Here is a 23809-nt window from a genome sequence, read left to right as displayed (position 1 = left end):
GTTATATACTAAAGAAAAAAGTTTCTATATTTAAACCAGAGGTATGAAATTGCCAATTCATATTGACAACCTCCTTGATTACTTCTTTTAGTTTAGAAAAATCATTGGGTTTTTTAATGTAGATATTGGCTCCTTCGACAAAAGTGTCTTCAATGTCTTTTTCTGATGAAGAAGTAGAATATATGGCAATCGAAACATCTTTAAAACGAGTGTTCGATCTAATTTCTTTCAGACAATCTATTCCTGTTTTTCCGGGCATATTCAAATCGAGAAATAAAACATGAGGCAACTTAATTTCAGGATGTTCTAAATAATCCATTAGATCATTACCATCTTTAAATAGAGTCAACTTATTATTCATTTTAAGCTCCTGTATAGCTTCACTAAAAAAAGTGCGATCATCTTCGTCATCGTCAGCTAAAAGAATATGCATTGAATCTTGGTGTGTAATCATAAAATATAGGGGGTGTTTTTATAATTTTATTTGATCATTATTAGATAACTCTCGCTTTTTACCTACAATTCTTTTAAACATAGAAGGTGTTAATCCCGTTACTTTTTTAAACTGAGTTGATAAATAAGCGACACTACTATAATTTAATTCATGTGAAATTTCGGTTAAAGTGAGTTTTTCTTCAATTATTAGTTTTTTGGCTCTTTCAATCTTTTGAATAATAATAAAATTCTCAATAGATGTAAAGGTGTACTCCGAAAAAACATTGGTAATATAACCGTATCTAAAGTTCAGTTTATCCGATAGATATTGAGAAATTGTTATGTTAGGAAATTTATCTTTTTCATAGACAATCTCAATTATTGCGTCTTTAATTTTTTGAATTAATTGCCCTTTAGGGTTGTTGATAATTTGGATGCCATACTTCTTTAAACTGACCTGAAGTTCCGCTAAACCTTCTTCAGAAACATCATCTCCAATTTCAATTTGTCCTAAATCCAACAGTTGATATTTAATATCTAATTTTTCTAATTGCTCTTGCAATATCGCCTTGCAAGCAATATTTCCATCATAATTAAAATTGAGTTTCATACCAATCAACAAGTGTTAAAGTTAATATTAAGTCTTAAAAGTAAATCAAAAATTATTAACCTGTGACAAATAATTTAATTTAAATATAAAACGTTGCTTTTCCTGGAGAGCAATAAATATAAACAGCTGGTTACTAAGGCTCATAAACAACAAGTGATTTATTTGCATTTACAATCAAACTTGCCATTATAGCGCTTATCCATGAATCGTTTCGTTTTTACCGTAATTTGTTATAACATTTTCTTCAAATTCAAGCCACTCTCTCCACCGCTTTTCAACGTCAATTCCTGTACCATATTTTCTCGCATAGGTAATAAAAGTGGTGTAATGTCCCGCTTCGCTCTCCATCAAATCTCTATAAAAAACGGATAATTCATCATCTTTTATATTTTCCGAAAGCACTTTGAAACGTTCACAACTTCTGGCCTCTATCATTGCTGAAAACAATAACCGTTCCACTAAACTGGAAATTCTGCTTCCATCACTGCTTTTTTTCATGTACAAATACAATTCGTTTACATAATCATCTTTGCGTTCGCGACCCAACTTCAAGCCTCGTTTGATGATGATGTTATGTACTTGCTCAAAATGATCGATTTCTTCTTTGGCCAAAGCCAATAAATCCTTCACTAAATCCTGATGCTCTGAATTATTAGTGATAATTGTAATCGCATTTGTGGCTGCTTTTTGTTCACACCAAGCGTGATCCGTCAAAATTTCCTCAATGTTTTTCTCTACAATATTGACCCATCTTGGATCGGTTGGCAATTTTAATCTTAGTACAGACATAATTTTAGTCTTAAAGTTAGAAAGTCATAAAGTCGAAAGTCGAAAGCCAAAACTAAGACAGAATATTAAATTCTATTCAAAGACTTTCGACTTTCGACTTTAAAAACTTTAAGACGTATTTATTAGTATACGAAAATAGCTCTTTCGCTCATCATTTCGTTTACTTCATTAGCCACTTCTTCGATGATATCTTCGTTAGTGTGGTTCATTAGTACTCTATCAATCAGCTCCACAATAGTTTCCATATCTTCTTCCAGCAAACCACGAGTGGTGATTGCTGACGTTCCGATACGAATACCTGAAGTTACAAACGGTGATTTATCATCAAAAGGAACCATATTTTTATTCACGGTGATTTCTGCTTTTACCAATGCGTTTTCAGCCTCTTTCCCAGAAATATTTTTGTTTCTTAAATCAATCAACATCATGTGGTTGTCTGTCCCGCCAGAGATAATATTGTATCCTCTATTCATGAAAGCTGCCGCCATAGCTTTAGCATTTTTTTGTACTTGCATGGCATAGGTAAAGAACTCATCAGATAATGCTTCTCCAAACGCTACTGCTTTTGCAGCAATGATATGCATTAATGGTCCACCTTGATTTCCAGGAAAAACGGACATATCCAAAACATGGGACATCATTCTGATTTCTCCTTTAGGAGTTTTCAATCCCCAAGGGTTCTCAAAATCTTTACCCATCATAATCATTCCTCCTCTTGGTCCTCTTAAAGTCTTATGAGTAGTTGTGGTAACAATATGACAATGAGGTATTGGATCGTTCATTAATCCTTTGGCGATTAAACCTGCCGGATGCGCAATATCTGCCATTAAGATTGCTCCTACGCTATCAGCAATTACTCTGAAACGCTCAAAATCCATATCACGAGAATAGGCTGAAGCCCCCGCGATGATTAATTTTGGTTGCTCTCTTGTGGCAATTTCTTGAATTTTATCATAGTTCAACATTCCTGTTTCTTGGTCAACACCATAAAAAGTAGGATTGTATAATTTTCCTGAAAAGTTTACAGGCGAGCCATGCGTTAAGTGACCACCATGAGAAAGGTCGAAACCTAAAATTTTATCACCTGGTTGTAAGCAAGCCGACAAAACAGCCGTATTAGCTTGTGAACCAGAGTGTGGCTGCACATTTGCATATTCTGCGCCAAACAAAGCTTTTGCTCTGTCTATGGCGATTTGTTCCACAACATCTACTACTTCACAACCGCCGTAGTATCTTTTGCCAGGATATCCTTCAGCATATTTATTGGTTAAAACAGAACCCGCTGCTTCCATTACTTCGTCACTTACGAAGTTTTCTGAAGCAATCAGTTCTAATCCGTGAATTTGTCTTTCTTGTTCTTCTAGAATAAGGTCAAAAATTTGTTCGTCGCGTTGCATTTCTTTGATTTTCGTTAATATGATGCAAAAATACAAAAAAACGTTTGGTTAATAGTTAGATTATAATATATTTGATGAGTAATTTTCAACAAAACAATTAACATATCATGCCTATAACAGCCAACAATACAAACAGAAAATCATGGCTGGAAGTCCTCGAAAACAGTGACTTTCCCATACAAAATATTCCTTTCGGGGTTTTCCTCACCAAGGAAAATGTGGTGACAGTAGGAACGCGAATTGGTGATTTCGCAATCGATTTGGGTGCTTTACAGCAATTAAACTACTTTGAAGGTATTGAATTAACTGATGATATGTTCATGCAGGACACCTTGAATGATTTTATTTCTGATGGGCAAAAAACCTGGCGATTGGTTCGAAATCGTATTGCTGACATATTTGATGAAGAAAATCCAAAATTGCGAGATTCAGTAAAAGATCGTGATATTGTAATTTTCAAAATGGATGATGTAGAAATGCAACTGCCGGTATTAATTGGTGATTACACGGATTTCTATTCCAGTAAAGAACACGCGACCAATGTAGGAAAAATGTTCCGTGATCCAGAAAATGCATTATTGCCCAACTGGCTTCACATTCCTGTAGGCTATCATGGTAGAAGTTCTACCATAGTTCCGTCTGGAATTCCAATACACAGACCTATGGGACAAACATTGCCAAATGGCGAAACCACACCCGTTTTTGGACCTTCCCGATTAGTAGATTTTGAACTGGAAACGGCTTTTATTACTACGGATGTCAACATTATGGGAGAAAACATCCCTGTAACTGAAGCCGAAGATTATATTTTTGGAATGGTATTATTGAATGACTGGAGTGCCCGCGATATTCAAAAATGGGAATATGTACCACTGGGACCGTTCTTGTCAAAGAACTTTGCTTCTTCTATCTCGCCTTGGATTGTGACTATGGATGCTTTAGAACCATTTAGAACTAAAGGACCAAAACAGGAACCAACTCCACTTCCCTATTTGCAACAAAAAGGAAAGCATTCTTTTGACATCAATTTAGAAGTGGCTATTCAGCCTGAACATGCAGAAGCTACTGTTATTTCTCATTCTAATTTCAAATACATGTATTGGACTATGAGTCAACAACTGACACATCATACCTCTAATGGCTGTAGAGTAAATTCTGGCGATATGATGGGTTCAGGTACAATTTCAGGACCTACACCAGACAGTTTCGGTTCTATGTTAGAATTAACTTGGGGTGGAAAAAATCCAATAAAACTGAACGATGGGACGGAACGTAAATTCATCAATGACAATGATACCGTAATCATGAAAGGATTTTGTCAAAACGGACAGGTTCGAATTGGTTTTGGTGAAGTTTCCAGCAAATTGCTTCCTCCATTTGTGAGAAAATAAAAATAGCATACAAATCTAAAAAACTCCGAAAGTAACCCTTCGGAGTTTTTTTTATAACAATAAGTAGCGATACTTTTTAGTAAGTAATTATAACTGCTGTCGTGTAATTTTATTATATCAGATTACAATTTGCTCTATTTATGTTCGTACTTTTTTACCAATTGATTAATTTTACCAAATATCGTTTCGCCTTTTGTATCCTTCATTTCAATTTCGATTCTGTCACCAAACTTCATAAATGGCGTTGAAGGCTTTCCATCTTTTAGTATTTCTAAACATCTGACTTCTGCGATACAACTTGAACCCGTCGGACTTCCTTGATTGGCCACTGTTCCTGAACCTATTACCGCTCCTGCCATTAGAGAACGTGTTTTGGCTGCGTGAGCGATTAATTGACCAAAATCAAAAGTCATATCTACTCCCGCATTTGGTGAACCAACCAACTTTCCATTTAAAGTAGAATACAAAGGCAAATTTAATTTACCGCTCTGCCATTCGCTAGTGAGTTCATCTGGTGTAACCACTACAGGAGCAAACGAAGTCCAAGGTTTTGATTGGTAAAAACCAAATTGCTTTGAAAGTTCATTTGGGATCAGGTTTCTCAGAGAAACATCATTAACAATGGTTATTAATTTAATGTGATTCAATGCTTCTTTTGGACTAACTCCAGCCGGAACATCGTCTGTAATAACCGCAACTTCAGATTCAAAATCAATTCCCCAGTCTTCATTCTCTATTTCGATAGCATCATTTGCACCAATAAAAGCATCAGAAGCTCCCATATACATCAATGGATCTGTCCAAAAAGATTCCGGAAGTTCCGCATTTCTTGCTTTTCTAACAAGCTCAACATGGGTTACATAAGCACTTCCATCTGCCCAATGATAGGCTCTTGGAATAGGTGCTAAAATTTTTGCTGTACCAAAATCAATTGTATCTGTTACGTTATTTGAGTTTAAATTTTCATAAACACTTTTCAAATCCTTTTCGACTTTAGCCCAATTGTCAAGAGCAAACTGCATTGTTGGAGCAATTTGATTAACCTCTACCGCTTTGGTTAATTCTTTATTTACAACTACTAGTCTTCCATCTCTGGTATTGTTGTTTATTGTCGCTAATTTCATTTATTATGAATTTGGTTTTAAAATTATTGTCGTAAAATTATGAAGATTATCTTTATGCGTAAAATTTTCATACGCACCTTTTGGAATTTCTTTGTGCAAAAAAAGGTTCGAAAAAACCTGTTCAAGCTTAGGAATTGCCGTCAAATAAAAATACTTTTCGGCCTTCTTGTATGTAATTCCAAACTTTTCCCAATTCCCGTCTTTTTGAATCAGATTGTATTTCTTCAATTCTTGATTAAACAATTTCTAATGATTTTGAATGATAAAAAAATTATCACTTTGAGAATTTGTCAACTCAATTTCAAGTCCAAAAGTCTGTATGTTTTTTTCAATAATTTTCATTCGGTTATTCGGTTTTCTAACCTTTAATTTCTATTTTTTTTAGAAATATTTACAAATTTATTCTCATATGATTGTGTCGAATACCTGCTTCCTCAAATGGCTCATCATAAATTTCAAAACCAAGTTTTCGGTAAAATTCATTTGCGTATTCTCTAGAATGACAAGTCACTTCTTTAATTCCTTCACGCTTACAAAATTCTAATAACTCAATAACTAAAAGTTTGCCTATACCTTTACCTTGCAAATTGGTATCTACTGCCATTTGCATTAGTTGAACTTTTTCTTTTGTGCTGTCAATTGGCACTAAAATAACACAACCTAAAAGATTATCATTCTCAATTGCCACAAAATGCCAAGCCTTATCATCGTTCATTTCCCAAGCATTATCAGGTATGCCAATAGGTCTAAGTAAAATTTTATTTCGCAATTCTCTTTCTAATTGGTAAAGAGGATCCAAAATTGTTATTTGTTTTATTTCTAACATATTCTATTTAAATTTTATTTTTTGTCTGTCTACAAAATGACTCACAATCTCGGTTCTCCCGAAGCGTCGGGATAAAAACCTTCAAACGAATGTCATTTTGATAATCAGAAAGTAAATATATGGGATTTAAACTCCAATTAAAATTCTTTCCGGAAAAAGTTATTGGATTGTTCTTAAAAGAAAGCAAGTCATAAAAAGAGCTAAAATTCCGAGTTATTACCCAAAAAGAAGAAAAAGTCCAAGCTTGTTTTAAAAAACCATTTTTATGACTTCAAAACAGATTTTTTAAGCTTCTGTATTTTTAGTTTGAAGTAATAACAACCTCGTTTAAGTACTTTTAAACGAGGTTGTTTTTGTGATTACATCTTTTTATTTAGATTTTGAAAAGAATCGTGTAACTGTTACCTCTATTACCAATCGCTTTTTTATTTATGATATTCTTTCAACTCAAAATTGTGTTCTTTTTGTTTCCACCTTAATTCGTTTACTAAAAAATATTTATGATAGAAACCGATTAAAACAACAATTTTTTTGTTTGGATACTTATTTTTCCATTTTAAAATATTGTCAATTATAGTTCTATTTCTTAACTCCTCAAAGTAACAATATCTTTCATATAATTCTCTTAATGAAATTGAATCTTTTGTTTGAGTTTCAGTTTTTAGTTTAGCAAATTCCTCGTTTTCATCCACAATTTCTTTTAATTTTTGATATTGGTAAAACTGTCTTTCTCTAACTAAATTTTCTGTAGAAATTGAATTTATTTCTTTCAACGAATTATTGTCTAATTCATTTAGAGAATTTGACAATTCAATAAATCTATTCCAATTTTTTTTATGGTTTTCAGTAAGAATATTTAGTGAATCAAGAATATTTATTTCATTTAAAACAATATCAGTATTTTGAATTCCATTTTGTTTTCTATAATTATTTCTTCCTTCAAATTCTATTGGTCTAAATAATGTATTCTTAAAATTAGTTCTGTATTTAACAATTGCATTCCATTCATTTTCATCATAAGCATTTTTAAATGTAAAATCTGAATTGAAATTTGTCATATCTGATTCCATAAGGACTATATCAGGTTTTATACTTTCCAAAACCGAATAAATAGTATCCTTATTTATTTGTTTTGTTGGAAAATGAACAGTTCCGATAATTATCAATTCTGTTTTTTGTTTTTTATTGTTTATTTGGGCATTACAAAATAATGAGATTAAACAAAATGTAATAATTAATAATCTATTCATAAAAATTCGTTTTAATTTTATTGTTAATTTTTTGGGTAAAATGGCTGACAACTCTTAGATAGATGCAATTTCTAAAAATTATAAAATATTAATTTACAGCTGTTTAGTTTATAAAAAAAAATAATGTGCTTTTGTCTTTTCCTTTTGTTTTTGTAACCGTAAATAATTCTGTTTTTTTAATAGTTTCCTTTATGGCAAACCAAATATAGCATTTTATTCTTACAAAAAAGCACAGCTTGTAGTTTACGCTAACTATATATATTAGCCCAGATAGCAGTGGAAAGCTTTATGCAGTGGAAGGATTGTTTTTTGTCGTCCTGAAAGAGCGACCAGCGGAAGCTCCTTTTAGGACTTACAAAAACATCCTGAAACAAATAAACTTGCAACGGAGAACTGGATTGGCTCCTGAAAATATTTCCCAAAAGTGTTATTTAGTCTATGGAAAGAAAAAAAACTTTAAAAATTTTTATATTTTTGGGCCACTGTAAAAACCTACAAATTTATTTAGGTTTGCTAAAAGATATCGTTTATGAAGAAAATTACTTCCCTGCTCCTATTATTGTTTTTCGTTTATTCCTGCGGTGTAAAACAAACCCAAAATTTATTGAGTTCCGGAAATTATGATGAAGCCATAAATAATGCCGTTTCGAATTTGCGTACCAATAAAGATAAAAAGGGCAAACAGGATTATGTTTACTTGCTTGAAGAGGCTTTCGCTAAAGCAAAAGAACGGGATTTGAATGCCATAAACTTATTGGCAAAAGATGCGAATCCGGCACAATTGGAGAAAATGTACAACACGTATTTACAATTGAATGGGCGTCAGGAAAAAATCAAACCTTTACTCCCTTTGAAACTACTTAAAGAAGGCAGGAATGCCATTTTCCCATTTGACAATTATAATGACCAAATCATTGACAGCAAAAATGCCTTATCGGCTTATTTGTATGCCAATGCAAAAAAATTGATGGGAACGTCTGACAAGATGAATTTCCGTAAGGCTTATGATGATTTAAATTATTTGAATCAGATAACCCCAAATTACAAAAACGTTTTGCAACTCATGGATGAAGCAAAATTCAAAGGTTCTGATTATGTTTCGGTTTACACCAAAAACGAAACCAACATGATTATTCCGGTTCGTCTGCAAAATGATTTATTGGACTTTAGTACCTATGGACTGAACGACAAATGGACTGTTTACCACAGCAACAAACAAAAAGGAATTGATTATGATTATGGAATGATAATCAATTTTAGACATATTTATATTTCACCGGAGCAAATCAAAGAAAGAGAGTTTGTAAAAGATCGTATCATAAAAGATGGTGTCAAAAAACTAATTGATGCCAACGGAAAGGAAGTTTTGGACGAAAAAGGCAAAGTGGTGATGGTGGATAATATGAGAAATGCAACGGTACGCATTTATGAATTCAGACAGTTTAAATCCTGTCAAATTACAGCTAAAGTAGATTATATCAATTTTAGAAGCAATCAATTATTACAATCTTTTCCAATAACAAGTGAGTTTATTTTCGAAAATATCTATGCCACTTATAAAGGAGACCGACGCGCTTCCGACGATAATTATTACTCTTATTTTGATAAAAGAGCGGTAGCTTTTCCTAGCAACGAACAGATGGTTTATGATACCGGAGAAGATTTGAAAGCCAAAATAAAAGATATTATTAGCAGAAACAGATTTAGAAACTAATCAACATCAAAGCATTACTATTTCACAAAACTCCCTGATAATTAAATCCATCAGGGAGTTCTTTAATTTAAAAAATCAACAATACATTAAAATTTTGTTACAAAACACAAAATTAGTGTTGTGTTATAAAAATATGTGTACTTTTGCACCAATGAATAAAACAAGTTTACATATAACTTCTTTGTCACGGACAAACAGACCAACTACTTCTCCCGAAGTACGGATGCTATAACTATAGTACCCAAAAGCTGTTTCGTATTTTTATTCATTTTTCATTTTTTCCGTTTTGAAATTACCGCTATTTTCCATTGGAATACTATATTCCAAAATTATCATACCTTTATCACTAATATATTGTTATTCAATTTATTGGACTATAAATTCGTATTTTAATTTTTTAATTCAAGGGGACAGAGAATGTATTTCAGAACAAAATTGCAACTCATTTTATAACTCAAAAATTCAGCTCTTGAAATGAATATATCTATAATTATAACTCAGGAAGAACATTATAAATATTCGCAGGAAATATGCGATACAATTGAGCAATCAGCCTTGTTGAGAGGTACTGGTATTGCCAAAAGAACTCCTGAATACATCCAAAAAAAGATGGAAAACAAGGATGCCATTATCGCATTGGACAACGGAAAATTTGCCGGTTTTTGCTATATCGAAAGTTGGCAGCATGGAAAATTTGTGGCCCATTCCGGTTTGATTGTACATCCTGATTACAGAAATTTAGGTTTGGCAAAACAGATCAAATCAAAAGTTTTTGACTATTCATTAGAAAAATATCCAGACGCTAAAGTATTTGGAATCACGACTGGTTTAGCAGTAATGAAAATCAATTCAGATTTGGGATACAAACCTGTTCCTTTTTCAGAACTCACAAACGATCCAAGTTTTTGGAAAGGATGCCAAACCTGTACCAATTACGAAATCCTAAAAAGTAAAGACAACAAAATGTGTTTGTGTACCGGAATGCTTTATGACCCAAAAGAAAAACCTAAAGATCCGCCTAAACATCCATTTAACGTTAGAGTTCTAAATAGATTAAAATCAATTAAAGAAGCCTTGTTCTTAAAAAAATAATATCATGAAAAAAGTTGTATTAGCTTATAGTGGAGGATTAGACACCTCATATTGCTTAAAATATTTAAAAAACGAAAAAGGATACGAAGTTCATACCGTTCTTATTAATACTGGCGGGTTTGATGAAGAGGAATTAAATGCCATTGAAGAAAGAGCCTACGAATTAGGAAGTGCGCAACATGCCAACTTAACTATCGTAGATAAATATTATGACAAAGCCATTAAATATTTGATTTATGGAAATGTATTAAAAAACAATACCTATCCATTATCAGTAAGTGCGGAACGTGTTTTTCAAGCTATCGAAGCGATTAAATATGCAAAATCTGTTGGCGCTGAAGCAATAGCCCACGGTAGTACTGGTGCAGGAAATGACCAAATTCGTTTTGATTTAATTTTCCAAACCATTGCTCCTGAAATTGAAATCATCACTCCAATTCGTGATTTGAAATTATCAAGACAGGAAGAAGTGGATTATTTATCTAAAAATGGAGTTCATTATTCTTGGGAAAAAGCACAATATTCCATTAATAAAGGATTGTGGGGAACAAGCGTAGGTGGTAAAGAAACATTGACATCAAATCAAGCTTTACCAAGTGAAGCATACCCATCACAATTGCAAAAAACTGGAGAAGAGAAAGTGACGCTACAATTTGAAAAAGGACAATTAGTAGGCATCAACGGGACATTGGACACACCAACAAAAAATATCGTTGCATTAGAAAAATTAGCCAGTGCGTATGCAATTGGTAGAGATACACACGTGGGCGATACCATTATCGGAATTAAAGGAAGAGTTGGTTTTGAAGCCGCTGCTCCTTTAATTATCATCAAAGCGCACCATTTATTAGAGAAACATACGCTGGGTAAATGGCAACAATACTGGAAAGAACAACTAGGAAACTGGTACGGAATGTTGTTTCATGAAGGACAATTCTTGGATCCTGTAATGAGAAACATCGAGGCTTTCCTGGAAGACACTCAAACAACCGTAAATGGAACCGTTATCGTTTCTCTAAAACCATATCACTTTACATTGGACGGAATTGAATCTGAAAATGATTTAATGAATACCGGTTTTGGACAATATGGAGAAATGAACAACGCTTGGACATCTGACGATGCCAAAGGATTTATTAAAATTCTTGGAAATGCCCAAAACATATTTTCATCTGTAAATAAACTGACACATGATTAATATTGGAATAATTGGTGGTTCGGGTTACACAGCGGGGGAACTCATCAGAATATTGATGTTTCATCCCAATGCTACACTTGATTTTGTTTACAGCACAACAAACGCTGGAAAACCACTTTCGATTGCGCATCATGATTTGATGGGCGATATTGAAATGAATTTTACCGATACTGTAAATCCAAATGTAAATGTTGTTTTCTTGTGCTTGGGTCACGGAAAATCAAAATCGTTTTTGGAACAAAATCAATTTGCAAGTCATACCAAAATCATCGATTTAGGAAATGATTTCAGATTGGCAAAAGACAAAGATTTCGAAGGTAAGTCTTTTGTTTACGGTTTGCCTGAATTGAATAAAGCGGTTATCAAAAACGCTCAATTTATCGCTAATCCAGGTTGTTTTGCGACAGCTATTCAATTGGCTTTATTGCCATTGGCTAAAAACGAAATGCTTACAACTGACGTTCATATCAATGCCACAACCGGAAGCACGGGAGCTGGAGTAACGCCTTCAGAAACGACGCATTTTAGTTGGAGATCAAATAATATGTCGCATTACAAAGCTTTTGAACACCAACATTTGAGTGAAATAAACCAAAGTGTCAATCAATTGCAAGCGGATTATACAAACGAATTGATTTTTGTACCCAACAGAGGTGATTTTGCGAGAGGAATTTTTGCAACATTATACACAACAATCGAAGAAAATCTGGAAGATGTAGTGGCAAAATATGAGGCTTTTTACAAAGAACAACCTTTCGTAACTATTACTACCACTGGAATTAACATGAAACAAGTGGTTCAAACGAATAAATGTATCATTAGTTTAATGAAAAAAGGAAACCGGTTATTGATCACTTCAGTAATTGATAATTTAACAAAAGGAGCCTCAGGACAAGCCATTCAAAACATGAATTTAATGTTTGGATTGGATGAAACCACAGGATTACATTTGAAACCGAGCGGATTTTAATCCCCTCCCCAGCCCTCCCCGAAGGGAAGGGAGACGAAATGCGAAAAAGAGTATAAATATAGAAACAACACCCCCCGTTGTAAGTTTTTATTCCCCCTCCTTCGGAGGGGGCTAGGGGGAGGATTATTATGAACTTATTTGACGTTTACCCATTATACGACATCACTCCTGTAAAAGCACTGGATTGTACTATTACAGATGAAAAAGGAGTGGAATATTTAGATTTATATGGTGGTCATGGAGTAATTTCCATTGGACACACACATACGGAATATGTTGCCAAATTAAAAAATCAATTGGATAATATTGGTTTTTATTCCAATGCGATTCAGAATCCATTGCAAGTAGAATTAGCAGAAAAATTAGGGAAACTTTCCGGATTGGAAGAATATACTTTATTCTTGTGCAGTTCTGGGGCTGAAGCCAATGAAAACGCATTGAAATTAGCCTCTTTTCACAACAATAAATCTCGTGTAATTGCTTTTGATAATTCCTTTCACGGAAGAACTTCGGCAGCAGTTGCAGTGACAGATAACAAAAAAATTGTTGCGCCAATCAATGCACAACAAATTGTTACTTTTTTACCATTGAATAACATCGAGTTGGTAGAAAACGAACTAAAAAAAGGAGATGTTTCTTCTGTTATAATTGAAGGAATTCAAGGAGTTGGCGGTTTAGACCAAGGAACAACTGAATTTTTTCAGGCATTAGAAAAAATATGCGAGGCTTACGATGCCGTTTTGATTTTGGACGAAGTGCAATCAGGATACGGAAGAAGCGGAAAGTTTTTTGCACACCAACATCATAACATCAAAGCAGATATTATTTGTCTGGCTAAAGGAATGGGTAATGGATTTCCTATTGGCGGTATCTTGATTTCTCCAAAATTTACAGCGAGTTATGGATTATTGGGAACTACTTTTGGCGGAAACCACTTGGCTTGTGCAGCTGGAATTGCTGTTTTGGATGTGATTGAAAGCCAAAAATTAATGGATAACGTAAATGACGTTTCCACCTATTTTTTAGAAGCAATCAAACAAGTTCCTGAAGTTATCAAAGTAAAAGGAAGGGGATTAATGCTAGGTGTAGAATTTGATTTTGACGTAAGTGCGCTTCGTAAAAAAATGATTATCGACAAACATATTTTTACGGGAAATGCAAATAATAAAAACTTATTAAGAATTCTTCCACCATTGACAATCAAGAAGGAAGCAATTGACACCTTTATTATAGCTTTAAAAGAAACATTAGCAGAATTGAAATGATTTTTTTAACATATAAGTCATTTAAGTTTTAAAAAATGAGTCAATAGCACTTAAATATTCTTTTTAAAGTTCATTTTCAATAGATAAAAATCAACCAAGAACTAAAAACTTACATGACTTATATGTTTAGATTTTTTTTTTCTAAAATAGTAAACCAAAAACTAATGAACCACTTATTACCAATAGAAAAACGAAATTCAGTTTTAAGAGGCATGGCCGAACTTCTTGAACAAGAAAGAGCTAATCTTAAAACTATAAATCAACAGGATTTGCATCATTATTCTGGGGATGATTTGGCAATGGAAAAACGTTTATTGGTTGATGATGCCAAAATTGACGGCATGATTTTATCCATGCAACAATTAGCAAGTCAAGAAGATCCTATTGGCGTAACCCGTTTTAATTTCGACCATGAAAACGGAATGAAAATCATCAATAAAACAGCGGCTTTTGGAACCATAATGATTATTTATGAATCCAGACCCGATGTTACTGTTGAAGCAGGTGGAATCGCTTTTAAATCTGGAAATAAAATTTTATTGAAAGGCGGAAAAGAATCCTTACAATCCAACTTGAAAATTGTGGATTTGTGGCATCAAGCATTGACAGCAAACAATGTTGCTACAGAATGGGTGGAATACATGAATTACAATCGGGAAGAAACGCAGGCATTTTTAGAGAAACCAACACAAAAAGTGGATTTAATCGTTCCTCGTGGCGGTGAGAAATTGATTGCTTTTGTAAAAAAACATGCCACTTGCCCAGTGATTATAAGTGGCCGAGGAAATAATTTTGTGTATGTAAATAAGGAAGCCGATTTAAAAAAAGCACTTGACATTATTATTAACGGAAAGACCTCAAATATATCAGTTTGCAATGCTTTAGATAAAGTTTTAATTGATACAAATCTTGAAAATTGGGAAGCTTTTGCTATCAATATAGTTCAGGAATTACAACAAAGAAACGTAACTGTTTTAGGAGATAAAAGTATTTCCAGAGCAACAGATGTTCCTCAGATCGAATCGGATCTAATTTGGTTCGAAGAGTTTTTAGATTATAAAATTGTTATCGGAACAACCAACTCGGATCAAGAAGCGATTGACAAAATAAACAAATATTGTGGCGGCCATTCGGCTTCCATAATCACAAAAAATGATGCAATTGCCCAGGAATTCATGGAAAATGTAGATACGGCAGCCGTATATCAAAACGCCTCTACCCGATTCACTGATGGAGGACAATTTGGTTTAGGAGGAGAATTAGCGATAAGCACGGACAAATTGCATCAGCGTGGTCCAATAGGATTGCAACATTTAGTTACTAATAAGTGGTATATTTACGGAGATGGACAAATCAGGTAAAAAAAGAATTTTATTAAAGTTAGGAAGCAATACGTTAACCAAAGAAACCAATCACATTTCGAGAGGAAAGATTGAAGATATTGGAATGCAAATAGCCGCTTTACAAGACGATTACGAGTTTATCATTGTGAGTTCCGGTGCGATTGCTGCTGCCAAACAATTTGTAAAACTGGAAAATCAAGACAAAGATGTTTTTGTAAAACAAGCATTGGCTTCTATTGGTCAGCCTCATTTGATGCGGATTTATCATGAAAACTTCAGCGATTTGGGATTATTAATTTCGCAATGTTTGCTTTCTTATTCTGATTTCGAAAAAGAACAATCCAAAGTAAATATTGTTAACACTATCAATGTGTTAGTCCAAAATAATTACATTCCGATTATCAATGAAAATGATACTGTGGCTACGGATGAGATTCGGTTTGGTGATAATGATAAATTAGCAGCTTTGACAGCGGTTTTATTAAATGTTGACATTCTTATTATTGCTACGAATACCAATGGAATTTACACCAAAATATCCATCAATGATGCCGTTCCTGAAACAATTTCTATGGTAACCGATTTGCAACTATTGGAAAAAGAGATTGGCGATTCTAAATCCTCGCACGGAACTGGCGGAATGCAATCTAAAATAGAAGCTACGGCAATTGCCAAAGCAGCCAATATTGAAACTTGGATTGTCAATGGACTGGAGGACAACTTTATTTTGAAAGCATTAAAAAACGAAATTCCTTTTACGAAAATAATTTAATTCGAATATTGATTTTTAGATTGTTAGATTTTTAGACAATTCATAACTCATAATTCATAACTCACAATTAAAATGAACTACATATCCATACAAAACATAGATTCGCTCAACAAATGGGTGAAACAAGCATTGAAAATTAAAAAGAAACCACTAAAAAACAAAAAACTGGGTAAAAACAAAACCTTGGGAATGTTGTTTTTTAATTCCAGTTTGAGAACGCGTTTGAGTACGCAAAAAGCGGCTTTGAATTTAGGAATGAACGTCATGGTAATGAATTTCACCAGTGAAGGCTGGACGCTTGAATTTGAAGACGGAGCCATCATGAATTCCGGTGCTTCGGAACATATCAAAGAAGCAGCAGCAGTTGTTTCCCAATATTGCGATATTATTGCCATCAGAGCTTTTGCCGGATTGATTGACAAAGAAAAAGACAATGCTGAAATCGTACTTTCCGGTTTCTTGAAATACGCGACCGTTCCTGTTGTTAATATGGAAAGTGCGACAGGACATCCATTACAATCGCTGGCAGATGCTATAACTATGGCGGAACACAAAACGGAACACAGACCAAAAGTGGTTTTGACTTGGGCGCCACATCCTAAAGCATTACCTCAGGCAGTTCCTAATTCGTTTGTGGAAATGATGCAGTTACAAGATGCAGACTTTGTCATTACACATCCCGAAGGCTACGAATTGAATGCAGAAATCACGAAAGATTCCAAGATTGAATACGACCAGGATAAGGCTTTTGAAAATGCCGATTTTATTTATGCCAAAAACTGGAGCAATTACAAGGAATACGGAAAAATCACCAATTCGGATCCAAACTGGACCGTAACTTCCGATAAAATGAAACTGACCAATAATGCTAAATTCATGCACTGTTTACCTGTAAGACGTAATGTAATTGTTACGGACGAAGTAATCGACAGCGAAAATTCAATTGTTATCGAACAAGCCAACAATAGAACCTATGCGGTACAATTAGTGTTGCAAAAAATATTGAAAAATGGAAAATAAAAAACCGGTAACCCTAATAAAAATTGGAGGAAACATTATTGATAACCCAACGGAATTATTACAATTTTTATCTGACTTTTCTAAAATTGAAGGCTACAAAATACTCGTTCATGGCGGAGGAAAATCAGCTACTAAAATGGCGGAAAGCATTGGTTTAGTTCCTCAAATGATTGATGGAAGACGCATTACCGATGCCGCTATGCTTGATGTAGTTGTGATGATTTATGCAGGTCAGATCAACAAAAATATTGTTGCCCAATTACAAGCAAATTCCACCAATGCGATGGGATTTTCTGGTGCAGACGGAAATTTAATCCAGTCCGATAAAAGAAACCATCCGACAATCAATTATGGCTTTGTGGGCGATGTCAAAAAAGTAAATACACAATTATTGGAAACGTTGCTTTCAACTGGTATCGTCCCCGTTTTTTGTGCGATAACACACGATGGAAAAGGACAATTATTAAACACAAATGCGGACACCATTGCCAGTGAATTGGCGATTGCCTTATCGGAAGTTTTTGATGTCACTTTGAACTATTGCTTCGAAAAACCAGGCGTTTTATATGATGCCGAAGATGATTCTTCCGTAATTGAAAACATAAATCAAGAATTATATTCCAAATTAAAAGCCGAAAAAGCCATACATTCTGGTATGATTCCTAAATTAGACAACTGTTTCAATAGTTTGTCCAAGGGAGTTCAAAAAATAAAAATTGGTCATCACAGAATGTTGCAAAACATGACCGCATTGCACACTACAATTACACTATGAAGAGTACAGAAACCCTTACACAAGAAGCCATTACGCTATTAAAAAAACTGATTGAAACCCCTTCTTTTTCAAGTGAAGAAGACAAAACAGCACTTTTAATCGAAAAATGGTTTACACAAAATAGTATCCCTTTCGAAAGAGAGAATAATAATATTTGGGCTTTCAATAAGAATTTTGATAAGTCTAAACCCACACTTTTACTGAATTCACACCACGATACCGTAAAGCCAAACCAAGGCTATACCAACGATCCATTTGAAGCTATCGTAAAAGACGGTAAATTATTCGGACTGGGAAGCAATGATGCGGGAGGGTGTTTAGTTTCACTTTTAGCCACTTTTGTACATTTTTATTCAAATGAAAATCTGCCTTACAATATTGTAATAGTAGCTTCGGCCGAGGAAGAAAGCAGTGGCAAAAATGGATTAAACAGCGTGTTGAAACATTTACCGGAATTGGATTGTGCCATCGTGGGAGAACCTACTTTGATGCAATTGGCCGTAGCCGAAAAAGGGTTATTGGTACTTGATGTCATCGTAAAAGGTACCGCAAGTCACGCCGCACACAACAATCCTGATAATCCTATTTATAATGCGATACCCGTTATCGAATGGTTTAACAGCTATCAATTCGAAAAAGTGTCAGAGGTTTTAGGTCCCGTAAAAATGACCGTAACGCAAGTCACTGCCGGGAAACAACACAACGTAGTTCCTGCGGAATGTCATTTGGTTGTGGATATTCGAGTGAATGATTGCTATACGAATGAGGAAATTTTAGCAACGGTAAAAAGTAATTTGACTGCCGAAATTAATCCGCGTTCGATGCATTTAAACGCTTCATCTATTCCTGTTACGCATGGTTTAGTACAAGCCGGAATCGCGTTAGGAAGAACCACGTACGGTTCGCCTACCCTTTCGGATCAATCGGTTTTGAGCTGTCAATCCTTGAAATTAGGACCTGGTGAAACCTTGCGGTCACACTCCGCAGACGAATTTATATTTATAAACGAAATAGAAGAAGGAATTCAATTGTATATCAAAATACTTTCAGACTTCTTGGATTATTAGACAAGTTAGACTGCTTAGATTTTAACTAAAATAATCTAAGTAGTCTAAAAATCAAATAGTCTAACAATCTTAGAAGTCTAAAAATCTAACAGTCTAAAAATCTAATTATCCATATATGAAACTTTGGGAAAAAGGAATACCAACCGATAAGCAAATTGAACATTTCACCGTTGGAAACGACAGAGAACTGGATTTAGTTCTGGCAAAATATGATGCTTTAGGTTCTATTGCACACGCAAAAATGCTGGGTCAAATAGGTCTTTTAACAGACTCCGAAACCGTTTCTTTGGTTTTGGCTTTGGAAGAAATAATAAAAGATGTTGAAAACGGAAAATTCGAAATCGAAGACAGTTTTGAAGACGTACATTCCAAAATCGAATATTTACTGACAGTAAAATTAGGCGATGCCGGAAAAAAAATTCATACCGCCCGTTCCCGAAACGACCAAGTTTTGGTAGACGTTAATTTATATCTTAAAGACGTTCTTAAAGAACTGAAAGAGCAAGTAAAAAGCCTTTTTGATTTGCTTATGGAATCGGCTGAAAAACATCAAAATGTTTTATTGCCGGGTTATACGCACCTTCAAATTGCTATGCCATCTTCTTTCGGGATGTGGTTTTCCGCTTACGCCGAAACATTGATTGATGATATAACGATGTTGAATGCAGCTTTGAAAATTGTGGACCAAAATCCATTGGGTTCGGCTGCAGGTTACGGAAGTTCGTTTCCAATCAACAGAACATTCACGACGAAGGAATTGGGTTTTGAAACCTTAAAATTCAATTCGGTAGCGGCACAAATGAGCCGTGGAAAATCAGAAAAAACAGTGGCTTTTGCCATGAGTAGCGTGGCTGCAACTTTGGCTAAATTCTCGATGGATGTTTGTTTGTATATGAGCCAGAATTTTGATTTTATCACTTTGCCTTCGCATCTTACAACAGGTTCGAGCATCATGCCACACAAGAAAAACCCGGATGTATTTGAATTGATTCGTGGAAAATGCAACAAGATTCAAGCGTTGCCATACGAAATCACCTTAATTACAAACAACCTTCCAAGTGGTTATCACAGGGATTTACAACTGTTGAAAGAAGGCTTATTTCCAGCCATTCAAAACCTAAAAGCGTGTTTGGATATTGCGATTTTTGCTATCAAAGACATCAAGGTGAAAGAGCACATTTTAGACGATAAAAAATACGATTATTTGTTTACCGTAGATTCTTTAAACGAAATGGTTGTTGCAGGAATACCTTTTAGAGATGCGTATAAAGCGGTTGCCGAGCAATTAGAAAACGGTACCTTTCAATCTCCAAAAGAAACCAAACATACTCACGAAGGAAGTATTAACAACCTTTGTTTGGATGCCATAAAAAATAAAATGAAAGATTCTTATTAATTCAAAACCAAAATAGTTGTTACAAAAAAATCCATTCATACGAATGGATTTTTTTATATTTCAAATTTAAACTGTTAACTATCAAACCTTTTTACCCAATTCTTCCGCATCAATATCACTATGTGAAACGTTATAAATGGCTTTCCCTTCTTTTATTACTATCAATTGTGGGGATTGATGTGTCACTTCAAAACGATCCGCAATGGCATTAGAAATATCGCGATACGCTATTAAATCTAAAAAATATGGCGTAACTTTATCTGATATATTGAACTCATTTTCAAATTGTTTCAGCGCCATCCTACTTACGCTGCATCGAGTACTGTGTTTAAAAATTGCTACCGGTTTTTCATTCGAAATAGCGATAATTTCATTCAGTTGCCCTAAATCGGTTAGTTCATTCCAGTTGATTTTGTTTTCATCTAAATCCTTGTCGTCTGAACTATTAAACATATTTTTAAAAAAACTCATAAATGACTTATTTTAAGACATTTTGACTTTGAAATATGATAAAAATCATGAAATTTCTGTCAATTTGTCTGTATTATTGTATTGGAATATATATTGAATATTGATTCGCAAAGTTAGCTAAATAACATAAACAATATAAAATCATGAACATAAATAAATTTACAATCAAATCTCAAGAAGCCATTCAGCTTTCTCAGCAATTGGCACAAAGTTTAGGTCAGCAACAGATTGAAAACGAACATATTTTTAAAGCAATTTTTGAAGTTGACGAAAATGTGGCGCCATTTATTTTGAAAAAACTCAACGTAAATGTGCCGTTATTTCTTCAAATTTTGGACAGCACTATTCAGAGTTTCCCAAAAGTTTCCGGCGGAGAAATTATGCTATCGAGAATTGCTAACACCTCACTAAACGAAGCGGAAATTATTGCAAAAAAAATGAATGATGAATTCGTTTCTATTGAGCATTTAATTTTAGCGATTTTTGATTCTAAAAGTAAAGCGGCCCAAATATTAAAAGACCAAGGCGTTACCGGAAAAGGGTTGAAAGCTGCTATCGATGAATTGCGAAAAGGAGAAAGAGTAACATCTGCTTCTGCTGAAGAAACCTATAATTCTTTAAATAAATATGCCAAAAATCTAAACGAACTCGCCCGCAACGGGAAACTCGATCCAGTGATTGGACGCGATGAGGAAATTCGACGCGTATTACAAATTCTAACCCGTAGAACTAAAAATAATCCGATGCTGGTTGGTGAACCCGGAGTTGGTAAAACTGCCATTGCGGAAGGTTTAGCGCATAGAATTGTAGATGGTGATGTTCCAGAAAACCTGAAAGATAAAATCGTGTTTTCTCTTGATATGGGGGCGCTGATTGCCGGAGCTAAATACAAAGGGGAATTTGAAGAAAGACTCAAATCGGTGGTGAAAGAAGTGACTGCTGCCGAAGGTGATATTGTCTTATTCATTGACGAAATTCACACACTCGTGGGTGCTGGAGGTGGTGAAGGCGCTATGGATGCGGCAAACATTCTGAAACCGGCTTTGGCTCGTGGAGAATTACGCGCTATTGGAGCAACCACATTAGACGAATATCAAAAATATTTTGAGAAAGACAAAGCGCTCGAAAGACGTTTCCAAAAAATAATGGTTGAAGAACCGGATACCGAAAGTGCCATTTCAATATTGCGCGGTATCAAAGAAAAATACGAAACGCACCATAAAGTTCAGATAAAAGACGAAGCCATTATTGCTGCTGTAGAATTGTCTCAACGCTATATTACCAACCGCTTTCTTCCAGACAAAGCGATTGATTTAATGGACGAAGCCGCTTCAAAATTAAGAATGGAAATTAATTCAAAACCCGAAGAATTGGATGTTTTGGATAGAAAAGTCATGCAATTAGAAATTGAAATTGAAGCTATTAAAAGAGAAAAAGACGAAAGTAAACTCAAAGTTTTAGGAATGGATTTGGCCAATCTTAAAGAAGAAAGGAACGAAATTTATGCCAAATGGAAATCGGAGAAAGATGTAGTCGATAACATTCAAGCGGTGAAAACGGAGATAGAGGATTTTAAATATGAAGCCGAACGTGCCGAACGTGAAGGTGATTATGGAAAAGTAGCCGAAATTCGTTATGGAAAAATCAAAGAAGCCCAAGAACGATTGGATATTTTATTAAAACAATTGCAGGAAAATCAATCCGGAACTTCCTTGATAAAAGAAGAGGTAACCCGTGAAGACATTGCAGAAGTGGTTGCCAAATGGACCGGAATTCCTGTTACGAAAATGCTGCAAGGCGAAAGAGAAAAATTATTGAAACTCGAAGATGAGTTGCATCACAGAGTCGTAGGACAAGAAGAAGCCATTCAAGCGGTAAGTGATGCCGTGAGAAGAAGCCGTGCCGGATTACAAGACATGAAAAAACCGGTGGGAACTTTTCTTTTCCTAGGAACTACGGGAGTTGGGAAAACAGAATTGGCGAAAGCCCTGGCCGAATATCTATTTGACGATGAAAATGCGATGACCAGAATTGATATGAGTGAATACCAAGAGCGTCATAGTGTAAGCAGATTGGTTGGTGCGCCTCCGGGATATGTGGGGTATGATGAAGGCGGACAGTTGACCGAAGCCGTTCGTAGAAAACCGTATTCCGTAATCTTGCTGGATGAGATTGAAAAAGCGCATCCGGACACCTTTAATATCTTGTTACAAGTCTTGGATGAAGGAAGATTAACAGATAACAAAGGACGTTTGGCTGATTTCAAAAACACCATTATCATCATGACTTCCAATATGGGAAGCCAGATTATTCAGGAGAAATTCGAAAATTTGAAAGGAAGTATGGAAGCGGCCACAGAGGCTGCAAAAGTGGAAGTATTGGGTTTATTAAAACAAACGGTACGTCCGGAATTCATTAACCGTATTGACGAAATAGTAATGTTTACACCGCTTACCAATGAAAATATCACCAAAATTGTAGGTTTACAACTAAAAAGCGTGACTAAAATGCTGGCGCTGCAAGGCATCACCATGGACGCCACTCCAGAAGCCATTGCCTATTTATCCGAAAAAGGTTATGATCCTCAATTTGGTGCCAGACCGGTAAAACGTGTGATTCAAAGAGACGTTTTGAACCAATTATCCAAAGAAATTCTAGCCGGGAAAATCGCATCAGACAGCATTATTCTGTTGGATGCTTTTAATGGACAGTTGGTTTTTAGGAATCAAACAGAAATGGTCTCTTAATCCAAATACTTTAAATTTATGAAAACATCAGTCGAAAGGCTGGTGTTTTTTTATGTGCTATTTTTTTAGGAGCAGAACATTTGTAAATTTTTCTCAACATTGCTCCCGCTTCCCGATAATTATCGGGACGCAGTATCTTTTTTTAAACGCAGCCCTT

Annotated in this window: 22 protein-coding genes; 13 read left to right on the top strand and 9 right to left on the bottom strand. The window is 34.7% G+C overall.

All coding sequences use genetic code 11. The features are described from left to right. Position 1: 1 nt before the first annotated feature. The 4 genes from ACNQGX_RS10210 to glyA all read right to left on the bottom strand — a co-directional run bounded on the left by ACNQGX_RS10210 (position 2) and on the right by glyA (position 3231). The gene (locus ACNQGX_RS10210) at positions 2-454 is read right to left on the bottom strand and encodes a response regulator (RefSeq protein WP_417975911.1); all 453 of its coding nucleotides are present in this window, start codon (positions 452-454) and stop codon (positions 2-4) included. A gap of 18 nt (positions 455-472) precedes the next feature. After that, on the bottom strand, positions 473-1045 hold the full coding sequence (locus tag ACNQGX_RS10205; RefSeq protein ID WP_417975909.1) for a helix-turn-helix domain-containing protein: 573 nt from the start codon (positions 1043-1045) through the stop codon (positions 473-475). Positions 1046-1240: 195 nt separating this feature from the next. Continuing rightward, positions 1241-1834, bottom strand: a complete 594-nt coding sequence (locus tag ACNQGX_RS10200; RefSeq protein ID WP_417975907.1) for a MiaE family protein — start codon at positions 1832-1834, stop codon at positions 1241-1243. Positions 1835-1956: 122 nt separating this feature from the next. Continuing rightward, on the bottom strand, positions 1957-3231 hold the full coding sequence (gene glyA / locus ACNQGX_RS10195; protein ID WP_417975905.1) for a serine hydroxymethyltransferase: 1275 nt from the start codon (positions 3229-3231) through the stop codon (positions 1957-1959). A 107-nt stretch (positions 3232-3338) separates the two neighbouring features. On the opposite strand from glyA, the gene fahA reads away from it, so the two are divergent. Next, on the top strand, positions 3339-4622 hold the full coding sequence (gene fahA / locus ACNQGX_RS10190; RefSeq protein ID WP_417975903.1) for a fumarylacetoacetase: 1284 nt from the start codon (positions 3339-3341) through the stop codon (positions 4620-4622). A 134-nt stretch (positions 4623-4756) separates the two neighbouring features. On the opposite strand, the gene ACNQGX_RS10185 is transcribed toward fahA, so the two are convergent. The 4 genes from ACNQGX_RS10185 to ACNQGX_RS10170 form a co-directional block, all read right to left on the bottom strand. Beyond that, entirely contained in the window at positions 4757-5746 is a 990-nt protein-coding gene (locus ACNQGX_RS10185; RefSeq protein WP_417975901.1) for a fumarylacetoacetate hydrolase family protein, read from the bottom strand. A gap of 3 nt (positions 5747-5749) precedes the next feature. Beyond that, the gene (locus ACNQGX_RS10180) at positions 5750-5989 is read right to left on the bottom strand and encodes a hypothetical protein (protein WP_417975899.1); all 240 of its coding nucleotides are present in this window, start codon (positions 5987-5989) and stop codon (positions 5750-5752) included. A 148-nt stretch (positions 5990-6137) separates the two neighbouring features. Next, the gene (locus ACNQGX_RS10175; protein ID WP_417975897.1) at positions 6138-6572 is read right to left on the bottom strand and encodes a GNAT family N-acetyltransferase; all 435 of its coding nucleotides are present in this window, start codon (positions 6570-6572) and stop codon (positions 6138-6140) included. Between the two features lie 425 nt (positions 6573-6997). After that, on the bottom strand, positions 6998-7822 hold the full coding sequence (locus ACNQGX_RS10170) for a hypothetical protein (RefSeq protein WP_417975895.1): 825 nt from the start codon (positions 7820-7822) through the stop codon (positions 6998-7000). Positions 7823-8351: 529 nt separating this feature from the next. Here ACNQGX_RS10170 and ACNQGX_RS10165 point away from each other — a divergent pair. From ACNQGX_RS10165 to argH, 11 genes are all read left to right on the top strand, one after another. Then, the gene (locus tag ACNQGX_RS10165) at positions 8352-9536 is read left to right on the top strand and encodes a hypothetical protein (RefSeq protein WP_131916515.1); all 1185 of its coding nucleotides are present in this window, start codon (positions 8352-8354) and stop codon (positions 9534-9536) included. A gap of 474 nt (positions 9537-10010) precedes the next feature. Continuing rightward, the gene (locus tag ACNQGX_RS10160; protein WP_417975893.1) at positions 10011-10628 is read left to right on the top strand and encodes a GNAT family N-acetyltransferase; all 618 of its coding nucleotides are present in this window, start codon (positions 10011-10013) and stop codon (positions 10626-10628) included. A 4-nt stretch (positions 10629-10632) separates the two neighbouring features. Beyond that, on the top strand, positions 10633-11826 hold the full coding sequence (locus tag ACNQGX_RS10155; RefSeq protein WP_417975891.1) for an argininosuccinate synthase: 1194 nt from the start codon (positions 10633-10635) through the stop codon (positions 11824-11826). Next, on the top strand, positions 11819-12796 hold the full coding sequence (argC, locus tag ACNQGX_RS10150) for an N-acetyl-gamma-glutamyl-phosphate reductase (protein WP_417975889.1): 978 nt from the start codon (positions 11819-11821) through the stop codon (positions 12794-12796). The genes ACNQGX_RS10155 and argC overlap by 8 nt, the downstream gene beginning before the upstream one ends. Before the next feature lie 128 nt (positions 12797-12924). Then, the gene (locus ACNQGX_RS10145) at positions 12925-14061 is read left to right on the top strand and encodes an aspartate aminotransferase family protein (RefSeq protein ID WP_417975887.1); all 1137 of its coding nucleotides are present in this window, start codon (positions 12925-12927) and stop codon (positions 14059-14061) included. Between the two features lie 164 nt (positions 14062-14225). After that, a complete protein-coding gene (locus ACNQGX_RS10140) occupies positions 14226-15422 on the top strand; it encodes a glutamate-5-semialdehyde dehydrogenase (RefSeq protein WP_417975885.1) in 1197 nt (398 codons plus the stop codon). Beyond that, positions 15406-16176 carry a glutamate 5-kinase gene (gene proB, locus ACNQGX_RS10135; protein ID WP_417975883.1) on the top strand — a complete coding sequence of 257 codons (771 nt, stop codon included), beginning with the start codon at positions 15406-15408 and terminating at the stop codon, positions 16174-16176. The genes ACNQGX_RS10140 and proB overlap by 17 nt, the downstream gene beginning before the upstream one ends. 72 nt (positions 16177-16248) lie before the next feature. Beyond that, entirely contained in the window at positions 16249-17196 is a 948-nt protein-coding gene (locus tag ACNQGX_RS10130; RefSeq protein ID WP_417975881.1) for an N-acetylornithine carbamoyltransferase, read from the top strand. After that, positions 17186-17971 (top strand): acetylglutamate kinase, encoded by a 786-nt coding sequence (gene argB / locus ACNQGX_RS10125; protein ID WP_417975879.1) that lies wholly within the window; start codon positions 17186-17188, stop codon positions 17969-17971. Before ACNQGX_RS10130 ends, argB begins: the two co-directional genes overlap by 11 nt. Further along, positions 17968-19038 (top strand): M20 family metallo-hydrolase, encoded by a 1071-nt coding sequence (locus ACNQGX_RS10120; protein WP_417975877.1) that lies wholly within the window; start codon positions 17968-17970, stop codon positions 19036-19038. The genes argB and ACNQGX_RS10120 overlap by 4 nt, the downstream gene beginning before the upstream one ends. 115 nt (positions 19039-19153) lie before the next feature. Continuing rightward, positions 19154-20434 (top strand): argininosuccinate lyase, encoded by a 1281-nt coding sequence (gene argH / locus ACNQGX_RS10115; RefSeq protein WP_417975875.1) that lies wholly within the window; start codon positions 19154-19156, stop codon positions 20432-20434. An 81-nt stretch (positions 20435-20515) separates the two neighbouring features. Here the strand turns inward: argH and ytxJ are convergent, their stop codons facing one another. Then, positions 20516-20905 (bottom strand): bacillithiol system redox-active protein YtxJ, encoded by a 390-nt coding sequence (gene ytxJ / locus ACNQGX_RS10110; RefSeq protein WP_417975873.1) that lies wholly within the window; start codon positions 20903-20905, stop codon positions 20516-20518. Positions 20906-21048: 143 nt separating this feature from the next. Here ytxJ and clpB point away from each other — a divergent pair, with 143 nt between their 5' ends. Continuing rightward, entirely contained in the window at positions 21049-23652 is a 2604-nt protein-coding gene (clpB, locus tag ACNQGX_RS10105) for an ATP-dependent chaperone ClpB (RefSeq protein WP_417975871.1), read from the top strand. The last annotated feature ends 157 nt before the right edge of the window (positions 23653-23809 follow it).

Origin of the sequence: Flavobacterium glycogeni (genome assembly GCF_048286775.1) — a bacterium.
Classification (GTDB): domain Bacteria; phylum Bacteroidota; class Bacteroidia; order Flavobacteriales; family Flavobacteriaceae; genus Flavobacterium.
The sequence above is the reverse complement of the archived record's forward strand: the minus strand, read 5'-3'. Positions and strand labels throughout refer to the sequence as shown.

Bases quoted from the DNA above. Each gene is read 5' to 3' on its own strand.
- ACNQGX_RS10140 (WP_417975885.1), top strand. From the start codon at position 14,226: ATGAACCACTTATTACCAATAGAAAAACGAAATTCAGTTTTAAGAGGC.
- ACNQGX_RS10160 (WP_417975893.1), top strand. From the start codon at position 10,011: ATGAATATATCTATAATTATAACTCAGGAAGAACATTATAAATATTCG.
- fahA (WP_417975903.1), top strand. From the start codon at position 3,339: ATGCCTATAACAGCCAACAATACAAACAGAAAATCATGGCTGGAAGTC.
- ACNQGX_RS10145 (WP_417975887.1), top strand. From the start codon at position 12,925: ATGAACTTATTTGACGTTTACCCATTATACGACATCACTCCTGTAAAA.
- ACNQGX_RS10155 (WP_417975891.1), top strand. From the start codon at position 10,633: ATGAAAAAAGTTGTATTAGCTTATAGTGGAGGATTAGACACCTCATAT.
- ACNQGX_RS10130 (WP_417975881.1), top strand. From the start codon at position 16,249: ATGAACTACATATCCATACAAAACATAGATTCGCTCAACAAATGGGTG.
- ACNQGX_RS10205 (WP_417975909.1), bottom strand. From the start codon at position 1,045: ATGAAACTCAATTTTAATTATGATGGAAATATTGCTTGCAAGGCGATA.
- argB (WP_417975879.1), top strand. From the start codon at position 17,186: ATGGAAAATAAAAAACCGGTAACCCTAATAAAAATTGGAGGAAACATT.
- glyA (WP_417975905.1), bottom strand. From the start codon at position 3,231: ATGCAACGCGACGAACAAATTTTTGACCTTATTCTAGAAGAACAAGAA.
- ACNQGX_RS10165 (WP_131916515.1), top strand. From the start codon at position 8,352: ATGAAGAAAATTACTTCCCTGCTCCTATTATTGTTTTTCGTTTATTCC.
- ytxJ (WP_417975873.1), bottom strand. From the start codon at position 20,905: ATGAGTTTTTTTAAAAATATGTTTAATAGTTCAGACGACAAGGATTTA.
- ACNQGX_RS10200 (WP_417975907.1), bottom strand. From the start codon at position 1,834: ATGTCTGTACTAAGATTAAAATTGCCAACCGATCCAAGATGGGTCAAT.
- proB (WP_417975883.1), top strand. From the start codon at position 15,406: ATGGACAAATCAGGTAAAAAAAGAATTTTATTAAAGTTAGGAAGCAAT.
- ACNQGX_RS10175 (WP_417975897.1), bottom strand. From the start codon at position 6,572: ATGTTAGAAATAAAACAAATAACAATTTTGGATCCTCTTTACCAATTA.
- clpB (WP_417975871.1), top strand. From the start codon at position 21,049: ATGAACATAAATAAATTTACAATCAAATCTCAAGAAGCCATTCAGCTT.
- ACNQGX_RS10185 (WP_417975901.1), bottom strand. From the start codon at position 5,746: ATGAAATTAGCGACAATAAACAACAATACCAGAGATGGAAGACTAGTA.
- argH (WP_417975875.1), top strand. From the start codon at position 19,154: ATGAAACTTTGGGAAAAAGGAATACCAACCGATAAGCAAATTGAACAT.
- ACNQGX_RS10170 (WP_417975895.1), bottom strand. From the start codon at position 7,822: ATGAATAGATTATTAATTATTACATTTTGTTTAATCTCATTATTTTGT.
- ACNQGX_RS10210 (WP_417975911.1), bottom strand. From the start codon at position 454: ATGATTACACACCAAGATTCAATGCATATTCTTTTAGCTGACGATGAC.
- ACNQGX_RS10120 (WP_417975877.1), top strand. From the start codon at position 17,968: ATGAAGAGTACAGAAACCCTTACACAAGAAGCCATTACGCTATTAAAA.
- argC (WP_417975889.1), top strand. From the start codon at position 11,819: ATGATTAATATTGGAATAATTGGTGGTTCGGGTTACACAGCGGGGGAA.